Raw genomic sequence first — 15,794 nt, 5'->3', positions numbered from 1 at the left:
GAGCGAAACAGACTTCTCTCTGCAAAAGGCCTGTAAAATCGCCGTTTCTTTTCCAAAGAGTGGAATTTTCTACACTTTCGTGGAATTTTTCTACAATTTAATGGAATTAATCCGGAGAAATGTTTATATAATATATTGGTTGTTAGTAATTTACATGATTCAGCAATATGTGGCATATTATTTTCAATACTAAATCCAGCAGGATAATAATAAAACAGGATGATAAAGAGAAATAATGTAATTTGGGGTGTAGTTTTGTTGGCTACATTCATAGGCGGATGTAAAAAAGAGAAAGAACCGGAGAAGGTTATTGTGAAAATGGAAAGAGCCGGAACGGAGAATGTAGAGATATACGGGGAGTATGTCGGACGAATCCGGGCACGGCAATTTGTAGAGGTTCGGGCCAGGGTTGAAGGGTATTTGGAACGTATGCTTTTTGAAGAAGGGAAGCGGGTGGAGAAAAATCAACCCTTGTTTGTAATCAACCAGGCTCAGTATAAAGCAAGGGCTGATAAAGCGGATGCTCAGCTGAAAAAGGATTTGGCGCAGGAAGCCAAGGCTGAGCGGGATGTGGAGCGTTTACGTCCGCTGTATGTACAGAAAGCGGCAAGTCAGTTGGATTTGGATAATGCTATAGCTGCTTATGAAAGTGCGAGGGCAAGTGTTGCCATGAGCCGGGCAGATCTGGCGCAGGCTAATCTTGAATTGAGCTATACTACCGTGAAATCACCGATTTCGGGTTATATAAGCGAACGGTATGTGGATATAGGGACGTTGGTGGGACCGGGTTCAAAATCCCTGTTGGCAACTGTAGTGGAAAGTGATGTGGTTCTGGTCGATTTCAGTCTTACCGCTCAGGACTACCTGCGGAGTCTGCAACGGAATGTCAAATTGGGGGAAAAAGATACCAGCCGTTCCTGGCAGCCCAATATTACAGTGACCTTAGCGGATAATTCTATATATCCTATCCGCGGGCTGGTGGATTTTGCCGAGCCTCAGGTAGATCCGAAGACAGGTACTTTCAGCGTAAGGGCTGAATTGGCGAATCCGGAACGGAAATTATTGCCCGGACAGTTCACAAAAGTGAAATTGCTATTGGACGTCCGGGAAAATGCAGTTGTCGTACCGGCAAAATCAGTCGTTATTGAAAAAGGAGGGGCTTATGTATATGTAGTCCGCAGAGATAGTACAGCTGAAAAACGTTTTATCGAAATTGGACCGGAAGTTGGTAATCAGGTGGTTGTGGAACGAGGTTTAGGAATGGGAGAAATGGTTATTACAGAAGGATATCATAAAATAACTCCGGGAGTGCTTGTTGTTCAGGAACCGGAAAAGACAAATGAAACCGGAAAAGATTCTATTGCCGGTATGGTGAGGAAAAGAAAAGGGGGTGAAGCATGAAACCGACATTTTTTATTGACCGGCCGATCTTTTCGGCTGTATTGTCTATTCTGATTGTGATTGTAGGTTTTATCGGATTGTTTCTATTGCCTGTGGATCAATATCCGCAGATTACCCCTCCTATCGTAAAGGTTTCTGCTTCCTATCCGGGAGCCAGTGCTGTCACGGTTTCCCAGGCAGTAGCTACTCCGATAGAACAGGAGTTAAACGGAACGCCTGGCATGCTGTATATGGAGTCGAGTAGCAGTAACTCCGGCGGGTTGACGATTGATATTACCTTTGATATTTCCGCTAATCCGGAATTATCTGCGGTAGAAGTGCAAAACCGGGTTAAACTGGCGGAATCGCGTCTGCCGGCGGAAGTCGTACAGAATGGAATAAAAGTTGAAAAACAATCAGCGAGTCAGCTGATGACGATTTGTTTACGTTCTTCCGATTCCCGTTTCGATGAGATTTACCTCAGTAATTTCGCTACGATCAATGTTTTGGATATTTTGAGACGAATTCCGGGAGTCGGGCGGGTATCGAATATCGGAAGCCGTTATTATGGAATGTGTATTTGGGTAATGCCCGATCGTCTGGCCAATTTCGGACTTACGGTACAGGATTTACAGAATGCTTTGAAGGATCAGAACCGGGAATCTGCAGCCGGGGTGTTGGGAATGCAACCGATGGAGGGAGCTGATATTACTATTCCGATTACGACCCAAGGACGTTTGTCTACTGTTCAGGAATTCGAAGAGATTGTTGTCCGGGCTAATTCCGACGGATCGCTGATTCGTCTTCGGGATGTGGCCAGAGTTTCCCTGGAAGCTTCTTCTTATGCTACGGAAAGTGGTATTAATGGAGAGAATGCTGCAGTACTTGGAATCTATATGTTACCGGGAGCCAATGCTATGCAGGTAGCCGAAGATGTGAAAACCGCGATGAAAGAAATCAGTCGGGATTTCCCTGAAGGATTGAGTTATGACGTACCTTTTGATATTACCACTTATATTTCGGAATCAATACATGAAGTATATAAGACTTTATTTGAAGCTTTAATACTGGTTATTTTAGTGGTTTTCCTGTCCTTGCAAAACTGGAGAGCTTCGCTTGTGCCCTTAGTAGCTGTACCGATTTCATTGGTAGGGACTTTCGGGGTAATGATGATCCTGGGCTTTTCTTTGAACATGCTTACGCTTTTAGGATTAGTGCTGGCGATAGGTATTGTTGTCGATGATGCAATCGTCGTCGTAGAAGCTGTAGAGAGTTATATGGAAAAAGAGGGCTTAAGCCCTTACGAAGCTACCAAAAAAGCGATGCACGGACTGACAGGAGCTTTGGTTGCTACTTCTTTGGTATTGGCAGCGGTTTTTGTACCGGTAAGTTTCCTGGGAGGAATTACAGGGATGCTCTATCGTCAGTTTGCAGTAACAATAGTCGTATCTGTCTTAATTTCTTTAGTAGTCGCTTTGACTTTAAGTCCGGCAATGTGCGCTCTCCTGTTGCGTCCGTCTTCCGGGAAAAAAAATAAGGTCTTCCGGAAAATCAATCAGTGGCTGGCTACAGGAAACCATAAATACACGGGTTTAGTGGAAAAGGCAAGCCGGAATTCCCGACGGATACTGGCTGGTTTTGGAATGGTCTTAATTGCTATTTTTGTACTGAACCGGATTGTACCGGGGAGTTTTATTCCGGAAGAAGACCAGGGATATTTTAAAGTAGAATTGGAGTTACCGGAAGGAGCTACTTTGGAGAGGACGCGGGAGGTGACAAACCGGGCAGTGGACTATGTAAAAAATCATCCGGCAGTTGCTTATGTACAAAATGTTACCGGTAGCAGCCCGCGGGTAGGAACGAATCAGGCCCGTACGGAACTGACTGTTATTCTCAAATCCTGGGAAAAAAGAAAAGGAAATAAAATGTCAGTGGAGGATGTGATGGCTGATGTGCGGAAAGAATTTTACCATTATCCGGAAGCGAAAGTATATTTATCAAAACCTCCTGTCATTCCTGGATTAGGGACTTCTGGCGGTTTTGAATTACAGATAGAAGCCCGTAACGGTGCCTCTTTTGAAAATTTGGTGAGTGCTGTGGATACTTTAATGAAATATGCGGCACAGGAAAAAGCGTTGACCGGCCTTTCGTCCTCTTTGCAACCGGAGATCCCGCAGCTGTATTTTGATGTGGACAGGGATAAGGCTAAGTTTTTAGGTATACCGATGGCTGATATTTTTTCTACCATGAAGGCTTATACCGGGTCAGTCTATGTAAATGATTTTAATATGTTTAACCGGGTATACCGGGTCTATATTCAGGCGGAAGCACCTTACCGTATGCATAAAGACGATATCAATCTGTTTTTTGTGCGGGCTTCGTCCGGAGAAATGGTGCCTCTGACCGCTTTAGGGGATGCAACTTATACGACAGGACCCGGGAATATACGTCGGTTTAATATGTTTACCACTGCTGTTATCCGGGGGGCAGCTGCTCCGGGTTATAGCTCCGGAGAGGCGATGAGGGTGGTGGAAAATATCGCCCAGGAACATTTGTCAGATAATATCGGGGTGGAATGGAGCGGTCTTTCCTATCAGGAGAAAAAGGCGGAAGGTCAGATGGGTATTATCATGCTACTGGTATTTGTATTCGTTTTCCTCTTTTTGGCCGCTTTATATGAAAGTTGGCTGGTACCCATAGCTGTCCTGTTGTCTTTGCCCGTAGCTGCGATAGGCGCTTATCTGGGCATATGGGTCTTTGGTTTAGAGAATGATGTATATTTTCAGATCGGTTTGGTAACTTTAGTAGGGTTGGCTGCTAAAAATGCGATTTTAATCGTCGAGTTTGCACAGGTAGAAATGCAAAGAGGGGTGGATGCATTAAAGGCTGCTGTAACGGCAGCGAGCTTGCGTTTCCGTCCGATTTTGATGACTTCTCTGGCTTTTGTCTTGGGTATGCTGCCCCTGGTGATGGCTTCTGGCCCGGGATCGGCCAGCCGGCACTCTATCGGTACGGGAGTATTCTTTGGAATGCTCGCAGCTATTACAGTCGGAATTGTGATGGTACCCTTTTTCTTCGTAATGATTAACCGGGCGAAGAGTAAAATGAAAAATAAATTGCAGACCTTGCATTTAAGGGAAAAATGCGAAGCCCGCATTAAAGGGTGGATGAAGGATGTAAAAGATAAAACGAGATAAATCCGGGAAAACTTCGTTTGTGTCTGTACAACGTAAGGAATACGGGAGATTGCTTAATGAAAAAAGAGATAGATATGAAACAACTATATAAAATCGGAATCAGTTGTGTGCTAGTGGGAATACTGTTCTCTTCCTGCAGGTTAGGGAAAGAATATGTCCGGCCGGAATTGAAATTACCCTCTGATTTTGAAAAAGGGCAAGTAATCGATTCTGCTTCGGTGAGCGAATTGAAATGGTGGGATTTGTATACGGATACTGTTTTGCAGGGATTGATACGTAAAGCTTTGGTGTATAATAAAGATATGCAGATGGCTGTTGCCCGTATTAAAGAGACTGAAGCTTCCAAGCGGATTGCCAAGGCTGATTTATTTCCGAAAGTGGATGTTAGAGCCGGTGCCCAAAGGGATTACGACCGTACGCCGGAGAATACGTTCGAAGCGAAAGGTTTATTGTCTTGGGAGATCGATCTTTGGGGAAAATTGCGTTGGGGAAATCAGGCGGCTATAGCCGAATATTTACAGACAGTGGAAGGTCAACGGGCTTTACAGATGACTATAATTGCCCAGGTGGCTCAGGCTTATTTTGAGTTAAGTGCTTTGGATGAGGAACTGAAAATTGTAAGGCAAACGCTGGAAGCCCGTAAAGAAGGGGTTCATTTGGCAAAATTACGGTATGAGGGAGGGATGACTTCTGAGACTTCTCTTCGTCAGGCCCAGGTGGAATTAGCCCGGACGGCTACCTTAGTGCCGGATTTGGAAAGGAAAATCCATCTGAAAGAGAATGATATTTCTTTGCTGACAGGACAGTATCCGAGGCAGATTGCCCGGGGAGAAGGGATACTGAAACAAAATTTACCCCGTACATTGCCTGCAGGTTTACCTTCTACTTTGCTGGAACGCCGGCCGGATATACGGGAAGCAGAATATAAATTGAAGGCTGCTCATGCGAAAGCGGGGTTGCAGTATACCAATATGTTTCCCAAGGTGTCTTTGACGGCTCAGTACGGTTTGGAAAATACTCAATGGGAGGGATTTTTTCAGTCTCCTTTCTTTTTCCTGGGAGGACAAATTCTGGCGCCCTTGTTTAATATGGGAAAAAACAGGGCTCAGCTGAAAGCTGCCCGTGCTGTAGCAGAAAGAGAAGGATATGCTTATGAAAAAGCTGTCCTCACGGCTTTTAAGGAAGTGAATGATGCGCTGGTTTCCTCCCGGAAAATTGAGGCTATACGGGAATCCCGGGATAGTTTGGAAGAAGCGGCCCGTTCTTACCTGGACTTGGCAAATTTGCAGTATATCAACGGTGTAATAGGATATATTGATGTATTGGATGCCCAAAGGGGATATTTTGATGCTCAAATCGGTTTGAATAATGCTGTAAGAGATGAGTTGATTGCAGTCGTCAATCTTTACAAAGTTCTCGGTGGGGGATGGTTACCCGAAAAAGATCCGTCCCGGTATGCAGATAATTAAATATTTTTATGATAATTCTCTAACTCTTCAGAATAGGAAAGTATACTTTTGTAAGCAGAATTATGGCGTATAAATGTATTGAAATAAAAGAATGGGAGAGCATATTTCTTTTCGGAGAAACGAGGGATTGATTACGGTAAAACCGTATTGGAAAGGAAATCCTGTTGTGAAGGGACGGTTTGTAAACCGGCAACATCATATTACTCATGGGATCGGAAATGTTTTAAAATGGCGTTTTTCTCCCAATCCGCAGCGGAGAGAAAAGAGGCAGGAGAAGTGGGAACCTCAGTTAAAGTATTTGTATTCCCTGGAAAATATTTCCGGAGATTCTTTGGTATGGCTGGGGCATAATTCTTTTTTTATGCAGATTGCCGGAAAGCGCCTTATGTTTGACCCGGTTTTTGGGGATATTCCTTTTGTGAGGCGCCGTAGTAAATTGCCTGTAGATCCTGCAATTTTTAAAAATATAGATTATCTTCTGCTGAGCCATGATCATTTTGATCATTTGGATAAAAAAAGTATAACCCGTCTATACAGGAATAATCCCCAAATGAACGTTTTTTGCGGGTTAGGGATGGGAGAACTTTTAAAAGGATGGTTTCCCGGTCTGAAAGTAATAGAAGCGGGTTGGTATCAGCAAATAGAAGATGAAGGATTAAAGATTACGTTTTTGCCGGCCCAGCATTGGAGTAAGCGGTCAGTACACGATGGCGGACAGCGTCTGTGGGGGGCTTTTATGATACAGGGAAATGGGATTTCTTTATATTATAGCGGGGATACAGGTTATTCCAACCATTTTACAGAAATACCAGAACTTTTTGGTGCTCCGGATTATGCTTTATTGGGGATAGGAGCTTATAAGCCCCGCTGGTTTATGCAACCCAATCATATTTCTCCTTATGATTCTTTAACTGCTTCTGTTGAAATGCAGGCCCGGATGACGATCCCTATGCATTATGGAACTTTTGACCTTTCCGATGAACCTTTGAGCGATCCTCCAAAGGTATTTGCCGAAGAAGCCCGGAAACGGAATATTCCGGTTGCAGTCCCGGCTTTGGGTGAAATTGTCAAACTGGAGAAAAAAAGATAAGCAGGTAGATTTGTCCTGCTTGTCTCTTCTCTTTACTATGACTAAGGTATTTGTGGGTGAGGCTTAAAATAGAGATGCCCATAAGGCTCATTTCCAGAATGGGAATTTTTCATTTTGTTCTATCTGAAGAATCCTGACTGGGAAAAGGGGTTTTGAATACCTGTTCGTTCGCCCGCTTATTTCCCTTTCTTTTTTTCTGTTGTTTGGAAAAAGGTGGCCAATTTTGTTATAGCTTTAACAGCTTAAAACAAGCTTCCTGAATCTACCATCTGGAAATTACCGGTTTTTTCTTTCTCATTTCCCGAAAAGTCTTTACATTTGAATTCTTCCTATAAATTGATAAATTTTTAGGAAATTTTATTTCTTCAAACCAAAGCATTATGAGAAACACTTTATTTATTTTAGGTTTGTTATTTCTGTTAGGAGCTTGCAATCAGAAACCGCAAAAAGCTGATTTAAAAATTATGAGTTTTAATGTCCGGTATGATACTCCCCGGGACAGTATGAATAATTGGCAATACCGGAAAGAGGAGGTGGGTAAAATGTTGAATTATTATGCTCCGGATATTGTGGGGATGCAGGAAGTATTGCATAATCAGTTAGAAGATATAAAATCGTATTTGCCGCAATATACTGCTTTAGGAGTTGGACGGGAAGATGGCAGGGAAAAAGGAGAATTTAATCCTTTGTTTTTTAAAACGGATCGTTTTGAACTGATAAAAAGTGGAAATTTTAGTTTGAGTGAAACGCCTGAAGTCATCGGAGTAAAAGGATGGGATGCTGTTTGTAAGCGTATTGCTACTTGGGCTGTTTTAAAAGATAAAGCAAGTGGAATAGAATTCATGGCTTTAAATACTCATCTGGATCATAAAGGAGAAACGGCCCGGAAGGAAAGTGCCCGTTTATTGGTAAATCAATTGGCAACTTTAGCAGAAACTCGTCCGTTTGTTATGACCGGAGATTTTAATACAACTCCGGATTCAGCTATTATTGCCCTTTTGACGGAGGAGGGAAAAGTAAAGAATGCCAAATTAGAAGCTGCTCTGGTGTATGGACCCGAGTGGACATTCCACGATTTCGGCAGACTTGCTTTACCGGAAAGAATGTGGATTGATTATATTTTTATTTCACCGGGTATACAAGTAAAAACATTCCGGAATATCACGGATGTTCCGGATACCGTTTTTTTGTCCGACCATAATCCGGTTCTTTCAGAGATAACTGTTTTAAGGTGAAAGTGTCCGTAATGTCAAGGTGGAGAACTAACTTATCAAATAGAATCAGACCTTTTTAATAGGCAAAAAAGAATATCCGAAAGATCATTTTGTGGAGGAGCAAATGAATAGGACGCAGGAAAGGAACAAACGTCTTTAACTCCTCTATGAATCAAAACTTTGCGATAAATCCATTGTGAAACAAATATTCATCCGGGAAAGAAAAATGCTGTTTGGAGGAGGATTTCCCGGATGTTCTCTATTCTGTTGTCTCTTCCTCCTCTGTATGGACCTCCTCTGTTTCGTCTTCGTCGGGCGGTTCTCCGTCTGTATATTTGAGTTCTAATTTTTCTTTGTGTCCGTTTCCCATCCGGGTAAAATTTTCCGGCGTTTCGTCGTTCACTTCCCGAATATTTTCTGAGTAATCGTCTTCTCTTCTCATCTTATTCCTGTTTTTTTTAAGAACGTAATCGAGCAGAGAAGGTTATCGAATAAGCGGTAAATTATAAAAGGAAATCTAAATTACCAATAGAGAATTAATCCGGCTATTCCGGACAAACAGATCATAAGTATAGGATGAAGTTTGTATTTCCAGGTGAGAAAGAAAGCTGTCAGAAAAATCAGTATACTTTTATAATCAATAAAATTTTCATGGTTCATGAGCAGTAAAGCGGCGGCGGCGATTAATCCGACAGTCATCGGACGCAATCCGGTAAAAGCAGCTGCTACGTATTTATTATTTCTGAATTTGGCAAAAAAGTAAGAAATTAATAATACCAGTAAGAAAGAAGGCAGGCAGACAGCAATGGTGGCAATGATGGAGCCCCAGACATTCCCTGTAACGGTATAGCCGATATAGGTAGCACTATTAATTCCAATCGGACCGGGGGTCATTTGAGAAATGGCTACCACATCGGTAAATTCCTGCAAAGAAAGCCAGTGGTGTTTGTCTACTACCTCATACTGAATCAGGGACAGCATAGCATATCCTCCGCCGAAACCGAAGATCCCGATTTTCAAATATACCCACCACAACTGCCAATAAATCATAACTTATAGATTTTCTTTTATAATCAGCTTTTCTTTACTTTATCTTTTATCCAGAAGCTATATACCAGGCCGCCTATTATCCCGGCTAGTATTATATAGACAGGGGAAACACCGGCTTTCCAGATTAAAATGGCTCCGATTAACGGGAAAATGAGTTCCATCCGCTTTAATTTAAGTGCTTGTGCTGCGGAGAGACAGGGGACTAATATCAAGGCCACTACAGCCGGACGAATCCCATTGAAAATTTTAATTACCCATACATTATCCTGAAAATGATTGAAAAATAAAGCGATAGCCAGGATAATAAAAAAAGAAGGTAATATCGTTCCGAGGGCACAAACAATACTGCCCGTTACTTTTCTCAGCTTATAGCCTACAAAAATTGAAATATTAACGGCGAAAATACCGGGCAGGGACTGGGTTACCGCAAATAAATCCATAAAATCCTGTTTATCCAGCCATCCCCGATTTACGACTTCCCGTTCGATCAGGGGAATCATCGCATAGCCTCCCCCGATGGTAAACATCCCGATTTTGACAAATGTGAGAAAAAGTGTCCAATACATGTTATTTACTGAAAAAATTATCCGCTGCTGGAAAGGCAAAGGTATAAAAAATGCCGGAAACCCTTCAGAAACACCGGACTAATTCAAATTTGTACAAATTTTTCCTGTCTGTAAAATGTGAAAGAGATAGACGGGAAGAAAGTATAGGAAATACTATTTCCTCCCTGTATGATATACAGTCTGTTTGCCGGATTACAGGTTTCAGCATGACAGGTATAATAATCCGTTGGAGAAGTTTCGTAAAAATACACTTTTCTCATTTTATTGCAGTTGTTACGTAATAATCAAATAAAGCCGTAAAAGAGGAAGAAGCGGAAAACGATTAATTGTGCTATACAAAATTATATATTTGCCTGGTTGTCAGTATCCCTTTTTTATTTCTGTTCATATAAAATGAATAGGAATATAGTTAAGAAAAGAATAAACGGGAGAGGTTGAATTCTGGCGGAAGGCGGATAGGTCTCTTGTAAAGATGAATAGCAAACGGTTATATCACTTTTATAGGGTTTTGATCAGATGGACGGAAGGAAATAGAAAGGATTGGGCAATAAAAAGAGTATACCAGAGATAGTTATAGTCGTAAACATTCTGGTATACTCTTTTATTTAAATTGTTTCAATAGGATAGATGGCTAGCCTATTGGGTAAAGGGGTATTAACATCCGCCTTTGTGGGAAGACTCACCGCCTTTACGTCCTGCTTCAGCATGCTGTTCGCGGCTTCCGCCTTGTTTTCCGGAATTGCTGTTTTCGCTGTTGCTGCTCTGAGAACTGCGTCCGCCTCCGTGAGAAGCTTCACCGCCTTTACGTCCTGCTTCAGCATGTTGTTCGCGGCTTCCGCCTTGTTTTCCGGAATTGCTGTTTTCGCTATTGCTGCTTTGAGAACTGCGTCCGCCTCCATGAGAAGCTTCACCGCCTTTACGCCCTGCTTCAACATGTTGTTCATGGCTTCCACCTTGGGTGTGGCTACCACTGTTTCTTGAATTTGTGTTTTCGTTATTCATAGTTTTCAATTTTATAATTACTCTACTATTTTAACGAATCCGATGCAGGGATGTTTTTTAATAATTAGTAAATTAGTATAATGGAGTTTTTAATTCATCTTAATAAATGATGAAGTAGATTTAAATAAGTGTAAGGAATGCACTTTTTTAATGCTTTTTGATAATTTGCCCTCCCTTTTTGTAAGATAATCAGAATTTTATTATACCATTCAATAAGAGGTAATGTTTCATGCAAATACAATGTTGCAGGATAAAAATCGGAAAAGAATCGGAACTTCCCGGAACACTCTTATAAAAAACGTTATTCTGGGTGAAATAGGAAAAGAGTGTAGGAGCCGCAGAAACTTCCGGATAATATCAATAGCGGACAGTACGCTGAGTAGATCTTCTCCAGGAACATTCCGGACAATAGAGAAGAGCAAGGTCAAAACCTTCGGTTGTTTCTCCGGATTTAGCCGGAACAATTTGAAAATCTTCCGTCACAAAGATAAGCCGGCGTTCTCCTTTCCCGTTCAGTACATAAAAGTGAGGAATTTTGTACAGTAGGCAGGGACGGCGTTTCATAAATATTATGGTAAGGAGAATTGGAAAGGGGTACTACCGGAGAAATACCCCGTTCTTTAATTCGTTTCCAGTGCTATTTCTTCCGTTTCAGGTAAAGGAAGTTCATCTTCCAGGGTCAGTTGGAAAGTATAACAGTTTTTACCTTTATAATTTACTAATGAATCTGTCTGTACGGACTCTATCCGTATGTTTTTTTCGGTAAGCCCCTGGAGCAATAAATACTCTTTTAATTTTTGATCCCGCAGCTTAGCCAGGATTTCTGTTTGCTTACTCAATTCTTCCATTGGAATCAAAGCTAAGATTTGAGTATTTAGGTCTGTTGTTTGTATTTCTGACGGGACTTGATCGGTTATGTAAGCCTGGAATGCCGGATCTTTGGTACTGATTTCTGTGATACGGACGTAATCGATAGCTTGTAAAGTGGTGTCGCTTATTTCCGGATGGGTGGTCAGGTAATAGGCTTTTTGTGCCTGAAAGATCGCTAAAGCTTGTTCCGCCTGTGCGGGATTATACTTTTGTTGCAATTCCAGTATCATCTCCGGTTTTGCTTTGATAATAGTGGCCAATTGATTGATCAGAGAAAATTGTTCCGGGGTAAAATCTGCCCGGTATATATCAAAAGGAATGTCTTTTAAATCGTGGGAACTCAGTCCCAGGGAATGGGCTATAAAACTGAAAGGAGATACTGCTACTTTGATCAGTAGATTTGTCAGGGTTTTGAGAATGATTTTCTTATAAGAAAAAGACGGAGAATTTATGTTGCCTTTTACCGGGAGATCCATTTTGATTTTATCATTGACATCTTTGATGATATACAATGCCGTGCGTAAAGGAATATTGATTTCAGCCTGGATATCCCTGCGTTTTTTGTCTACTTCACAACGGTAAATGTCCAGCTTATTGCGTCCGTCCAAATAATGATTACGGATATTATTGATGCTGCTGAAAGCGAGGACTCCGTTTTGTAAAGGATAGCCAAAATACTGTATGCTATAGGGACTGAAAAGTTTCAAATCCAGATTTTTGATAAAAAGATTGAGGTCCTGATTCGAAATGTCATCCAAATGTCCGCTCCAGTTAAGAGCAATTGTACCTCCGTTTTCCAGAGAACTTTTAATGCTCACTTGATTATTTCCTGAAAACGTAAAATCTGAGGCATTTATACAAATATCCTGGAGGGCAAAATGAAAAGGTTCGTGTAGAGTATGGTCCTGAAAAGTAAAAGAAGCATTGTCTACCGAAAATTGATGAATGAGGAAGTCCGGAGCATCCTGGACCGTATCAGCTTGCGGAACGTCTTCTGCCGGAACCGTATTGTGCAGTGTATCGGATTTCAACAACTGGCTGAAAGTATTGGATTGCGGATAAAGATCGAAGGCGGATTTTAAATTCTGAATACGGATCTCCTCAAATCGGAATTGTTGTTTTTCAGGATTAATGGTTGCAATATTTACGGCTAATTCCCCGGCGGACAGAATATCTTTTTCATGCAGATCCGTCAGCCGGAATTGTTTTAGTCCGGTGCTCCCCTTTACCGTAATATCCAGTGCATGGGCAGTATTGCCCTGTAATTGTAAATCAGCGGAAAGCAATCCCTTTATTTGTCCGACGTTTAAGGATTGTTGCAGGTAAGGCAAAAGATTATCAATGGCGAAATCGTTTAGCTGGAGGGAGAGCAGATAACTGCCTGCTTCTAAATTGTACTGCATATTGGTATGCAGGGATCCTCCCTCGCTGAAATTCAGATTCAAGCCGATATCGGTATTTTTTCCGCTAAAATAAACTCCGGGGATATACAATTGTATATCGTTGGTATTCCATTGAGAGCCTACAAGCAGATCCTGGTAAGAGAGATTTCCGCCCACGATGGCGATATTGTTGAGAGCAATGGCCATGGGTTCTGTTTCAGCAAGCGTATCCGTTTGCGGGGAATCAGAAATTACAGTGTCCGGAGAATTTTGTAACAGATCGCTGAAATTAAAGTCGCTTCCTTTTTGCCATACTTGTATGTCCGGATGGACCAGCCGTATACGGTTTACTTTCAATTCGTTTGCGAGTAAACGGAAGAGGGAGAGTTTTACAACCAGACTGTCGAAAGAAACAAACCGGTCGCGATCGTTTGTGTCGAGTAATTCAAATCCTGTAATCCGGGTATAACCGGTAAAAATATTGGCGTATAATCCGTCTATATTGATTTGACGGCCGATCATTTCTTTGCTGTGTTTTACAATATAATGTTTAGCGACAGGAGGAGCAATTATTGCTGCTATTATAAGGAGCACACCCAGTGTCGCTACTGTGATACCAATAGGCTTTAAAATTTTCATAATTAGATATTTTTGCACATCATCCAGACAAAATTAAGACTTCTTTCTGTTTTTTACAAAGTCTGTACGGAAAAAGGAAGCTTATTACTATCTGGAATTTCAAAAATTTGTCATTGTTTACTGCTTGCAAACCTGACGGTATGAAATGGTCCGGGAATAGTTTTATTTATTTTATATAAGTTTAAATGCTTTAAAGGAAAAAAGCGAAAAGAGTCCCCGGAATTAGAGGAGTTGTCGTTATCTTTGTAATAGTCTAAAATTATAAAAGGATGAAATTATATATCTGGATCTGTCTGATGGTATCTTTATCGTTATCCGGAAAAGCGGGAAATGCGGAGCAGGGGTTGAAAGAACTGGATAAGGTTGTGAAATCTCCGGAAAAATACATACAGCGGAAAGAAGAACAGCTGGCAAAATGGAAATTGCAACGGCAACAGGTGCAGACAGACGAACAGCGTATGAAAATAGATGCTCTCTTAGCTGACCAGTATAAAACATATATTGCCGATTCTGCTTTGTATTTTGCACAGGAACAGTTACGATTGGCAGAGCAATTGGGGGAAGATATTGATAAGAGCCGTATGTTGTTGGCTGAAATAAGAATTATTACCGGCATGTACAGGGAATCTATGGATTTATTGGCAGAAGTAGACCGGAGCAGTTTATCGGAAGGTAGTTTGGGAGATTATTATCATTTGTACCAGAACTTATACGGAGCCATGCGGGATTATGCCATAGGAGAGGAATTGCAGTGGGAATATGAACGGAAGATGGCACTTTATCAGGATTCCTTATTAATGCTATCTCCTAAAGGAAGTGATGACTACGTACTGGTAAAAGCCGATCAGTGGATGCGGCAGGGGGAATATCAAAGAGCATTGGAATTATTATTACCTTATTATGCCACTTTAGATCCTGATAGCCGGGAAATGGGATATACTGCTTATGCTGTTGCTAATGTGTACCGGCATATGGGAGAAAAGAAAAAAGAAAAAGATTATTTGATTGTGTCGGCTTTATCTGATTTAAAATGTGGGGTAAAAGAATATATTTCGCTTCGGGAGTTAGCAACTTTATTGTATGAGGAGGGGGATATCCGACGGGCGTATACTTATATGAGGCGGGCTATGGAGGATGCAGCTTTTTGTAATGCCCGTTTACGTACGATAGAAGTGTCGCAGGTCTTGCCGATTATCAATGAAGCTTACCGTTTACAGAGGGAAAAACAGCAACGGCAAATGTCGGTATATTTGTTGTGTATAAGTATATTGGCACTGTTTTTAATTCTCTTGGCTTTTTACCTGAGACGTCAGATGAAGAGGCTGGCGTTAGCTAAACGGGAAGTGGGAAAAGCAAATGAACAGTTAAAATTGCTAAATGAGGAATTGCAGGTATTGAATACCCGTTTGGCAGATTCCAATACCCGTTTACAGCTTACCAATCAAAATTTGGCCGAAGTAAATTATATTAAAGAAGCTTATATCGGACGTTTTCTGGATCTTTGTTCTACCTATATCGGGAAATTGGATACCTATCGCCGTTCCTTGAATAAAAAGGCGATGAACGGGCAGACAGAAGAATTGTTCCGGGAGTTAAAATCTACTCAGTTTGTTGAAGAAGAATTGGAGGAGTTTTATGCTAATTTTGACACTGCTTTTTTGCGGCTATTCCCCGATTTTGTTCAAGAATTCAATGCTTTACTGGCAGAAGGAGAAGAGGTTATGTTAAAACCGGGAGAATTGCTGAATACCGAATTACGGATTTTTGCCCTGATCCGGTTAGGTATAACGGATAGTAATAAAATCGCTCAATTCCTGCGTTATTCTCTAAAAACAATATACAATTACCGAACAAAAATGCGTAATAAAGCCCGGGGAGTCCGGGACGATTTTGAACAGGAAGTGATGCATATTGGTACCTTTTAACGAAAAACCC

12 protein-coding genes are annotated in these 15,794 nt (G+C 41.5%); 6 read left to right on the top strand and 6 right to left on the bottom strand.

Annotated features, from left to right (window positions below; genetic code table 11):
• Positions 1-219: 219 nt before the first annotated feature.
• The 5 genes from Q0465_RS08225 (at position 220) to Q0465_RS08205 (ending at position 8,371) form a co-directional block, all read left to right on the top strand.
• The gene (locus tag Q0465_RS08225) at positions 220-1,401 is read left to right on the top strand and encodes an efflux RND transporter periplasmic adaptor subunit (protein WP_298614944.1); all 1,182 of its coding nucleotides are present in this window, start codon (positions 220-222) and stop codon (positions 1,399-1,401) included.
• On the top strand, positions 1,398-4,577 hold the full coding sequence (locus tag Q0465_RS08220) for an efflux RND transporter permease subunit (RefSeq protein ID WP_298614942.1): 3,180 nt from the start codon (positions 1,398-1,400) through the stop codon (positions 4,575-4,577). Before Q0465_RS08225 ends, Q0465_RS08220 begins: the two co-directional genes overlap by 4 nt.
• Positions 4,578-4,651: 74 nt before the next feature.
• Entirely contained in the window at positions 4,652-6,046 is a 1,395-nt protein-coding gene (locus Q0465_RS08215) for an efflux transporter outer membrane subunit (RefSeq protein WP_298614939.1), read from the top strand.
• A gap of 91 nt (positions 6,047-6,137) precedes the next feature.
• Entirely contained in the window at positions 6,138-7,136 is a 999-nt protein-coding gene (locus Q0465_RS08210) for an MBL fold metallo-hydrolase (RefSeq protein ID WP_298614938.1), read from the top strand.
• 380 nt (positions 7,137-7,516) lie between these two features.
• Positions 7,517-8,371, top strand: coding sequence for an endonuclease/exonuclease/phosphatase family protein (locus Q0465_RS08205; RefSeq protein WP_298614935.1), 855 nt, complete (start codon positions 7,517-7,519; stop codon positions 8,369-8,371).
• A gap of 238 nt (positions 8,372-8,609) precedes the next feature.
• On the opposite strand, the gene Q0465_RS08200 is transcribed toward Q0465_RS08205, so the two are convergent.
• From Q0465_RS08200 to Q0465_RS08175, 6 genes are all read right to left on the bottom strand, one after another.
• Positions 8,610-8,792: a hypothetical protein gene (locus tag Q0465_RS08200; RefSeq protein WP_298614933.1), complete on the bottom strand. Its 183-nt coding sequence runs from the start codon at positions 8,790-8,792 to the stop codon at positions 8,610-8,612.
• A gap of 80 nt (positions 8,793-8,872) precedes the next feature.
• Positions 8,873-9,400 carry a chromate transporter gene (locus Q0465_RS08195; RefSeq protein WP_298614931.1) on the bottom strand — a complete coding sequence of 176 codons (528 nt, stop codon included), beginning with the start codon at positions 9,398-9,400 and terminating at the stop codon, positions 8,873-8,875.
• A 23-nt stretch (positions 9,401-9,423) separates the two neighbouring features.
• On the bottom strand, positions 9,424-9,966 hold the full coding sequence (locus Q0465_RS08190; protein ID WP_298614929.1) for a chromate transporter: 543 nt from the start codon (positions 9,964-9,966) through the stop codon (positions 9,424-9,426).
• A gap of 654 nt (positions 9,967-10,620) precedes the next feature.
• On the bottom strand, positions 10,621-10,968 hold the full coding sequence (locus Q0465_RS08185; protein WP_298614927.1) for a hypothetical protein: 348 nt from the start codon (positions 10,966-10,968) through the stop codon (positions 10,621-10,623).
• A gap of 357 nt (positions 10,969-11,325) precedes the next feature.
• Positions 11,326-11,532: a hypothetical protein gene (locus Q0465_RS08180; RefSeq protein ID WP_298614925.1), complete on the bottom strand. Its 207-nt coding sequence runs from the start codon at positions 11,530-11,532 to the stop codon at positions 11,326-11,328.
• A 56-nt stretch (positions 11,533-11,588) separates the two neighbouring features.
• Positions 11,589-13,859: a DUF748 domain-containing protein gene (locus tag Q0465_RS08175; RefSeq protein ID WP_298614923.1), complete on the bottom strand. Its 2,271-nt coding sequence runs from the start codon at positions 13,857-13,859 to the stop codon at positions 11,589-11,591.
• A 269-nt stretch (positions 13,860-14,128) separates the two neighbouring features.
• Between Q0465_RS08175 and Q0465_RS08170 the strand changes: the two genes are divergently transcribed.
• Entirely contained in the window at positions 14,129-15,784 is a 1,656-nt protein-coding gene (locus Q0465_RS08170) for a DUF6377 domain-containing protein (protein ID WP_298614921.1), read from the top strand.
• Positions 15,785-15,794: the final 10 nt, after the last annotated feature.

Source organism: uncultured Odoribacter sp., from assembly GCF_937966165.1.
GTDB lineage: Bacteria > Bacteroidota > Bacteroidia > Bacteroidales > Marinifilaceae > Culturomica.
Note: the sequence above shows the minus strand (reverse complement) of the source record. Positions and strands in the feature narration are given on the sequence as shown.

What these genes read in the sequence shown, in the direction of transcription:
- Q0465_RS08180 (WP_298614925.1), bottom strand. Translation starts at nt 11,532, where the DNA reads ATGAAACGCCGTCCCTGCCTACTGTACAAAATTCCTCACTTTTATGTA.
- Q0465_RS08210 (WP_298614938.1), top strand. Translation starts at nt 6,138, where the DNA reads ATGGGAGAGCATATTTCTTTTCGGAGAAACGAGGGATTGATTACGGTA.
- Q0465_RS08185 (WP_298614927.1), bottom strand. Translation starts at nt 10,968, where the DNA reads ATGAATAACGAAAACACAAATTCAAGAAACAGTGGTAGCCACACCCAA.
- Q0465_RS08195 (WP_298614931.1), bottom strand. Translation starts at nt 9,400, where the DNA reads ATGATTTATTGGCAGTTGTGGTGGGTATATTTGAAAATCGGGATCTTC.
- Q0465_RS08190 (WP_298614929.1), bottom strand. Translation starts at nt 9,966, where the DNA reads ATGTATTGGACACTTTTTCTCACATTTGTCAAAATCGGGATGTTTACC.
- Q0465_RS08220 (WP_298614942.1), top strand. Translation starts at nt 1,398, where the DNA reads ATGAAACCGACATTTTTTATTGACCGGCCGATCTTTTCGGCTGTATTG.
- Q0465_RS08225 (WP_298614944.1), top strand. Translation starts at nt 220, where the DNA reads ATGATAAAGAGAAATAATGTAATTTGGGGTGTAGTTTTGTTGGCTACA.
- Q0465_RS08215 (WP_298614939.1), top strand. Translation starts at nt 4,652, where the DNA reads ATGAAACAACTATATAAAATCGGAATCAGTTGTGTGCTAGTGGGAATA.
- Q0465_RS08170 (WP_298614921.1), top strand. Translation starts at nt 14,129, where the DNA reads ATGAAATTATATATCTGGATCTGTCTGATGGTATCTTTATCGTTATCC.
- Q0465_RS08200 (WP_298614933.1), bottom strand. Translation starts at nt 8,792, where the DNA reads ATGAGAAGAGAAGACGATTACTCAGAAAATATTCGGGAAGTGAACGAC.
- Q0465_RS08205 (WP_298614935.1), top strand. Translation starts at nt 7,517, where the DNA reads ATGAGAAACACTTTATTTATTTTAGGTTTGTTATTTCTGTTAGGAGCT.
- Q0465_RS08175 (WP_298614923.1), bottom strand. Translation starts at nt 13,859, where the DNA reads ATGAAAATTTTAAAGCCTATTGGTATCACAGTAGCGACACTGGGTGTG.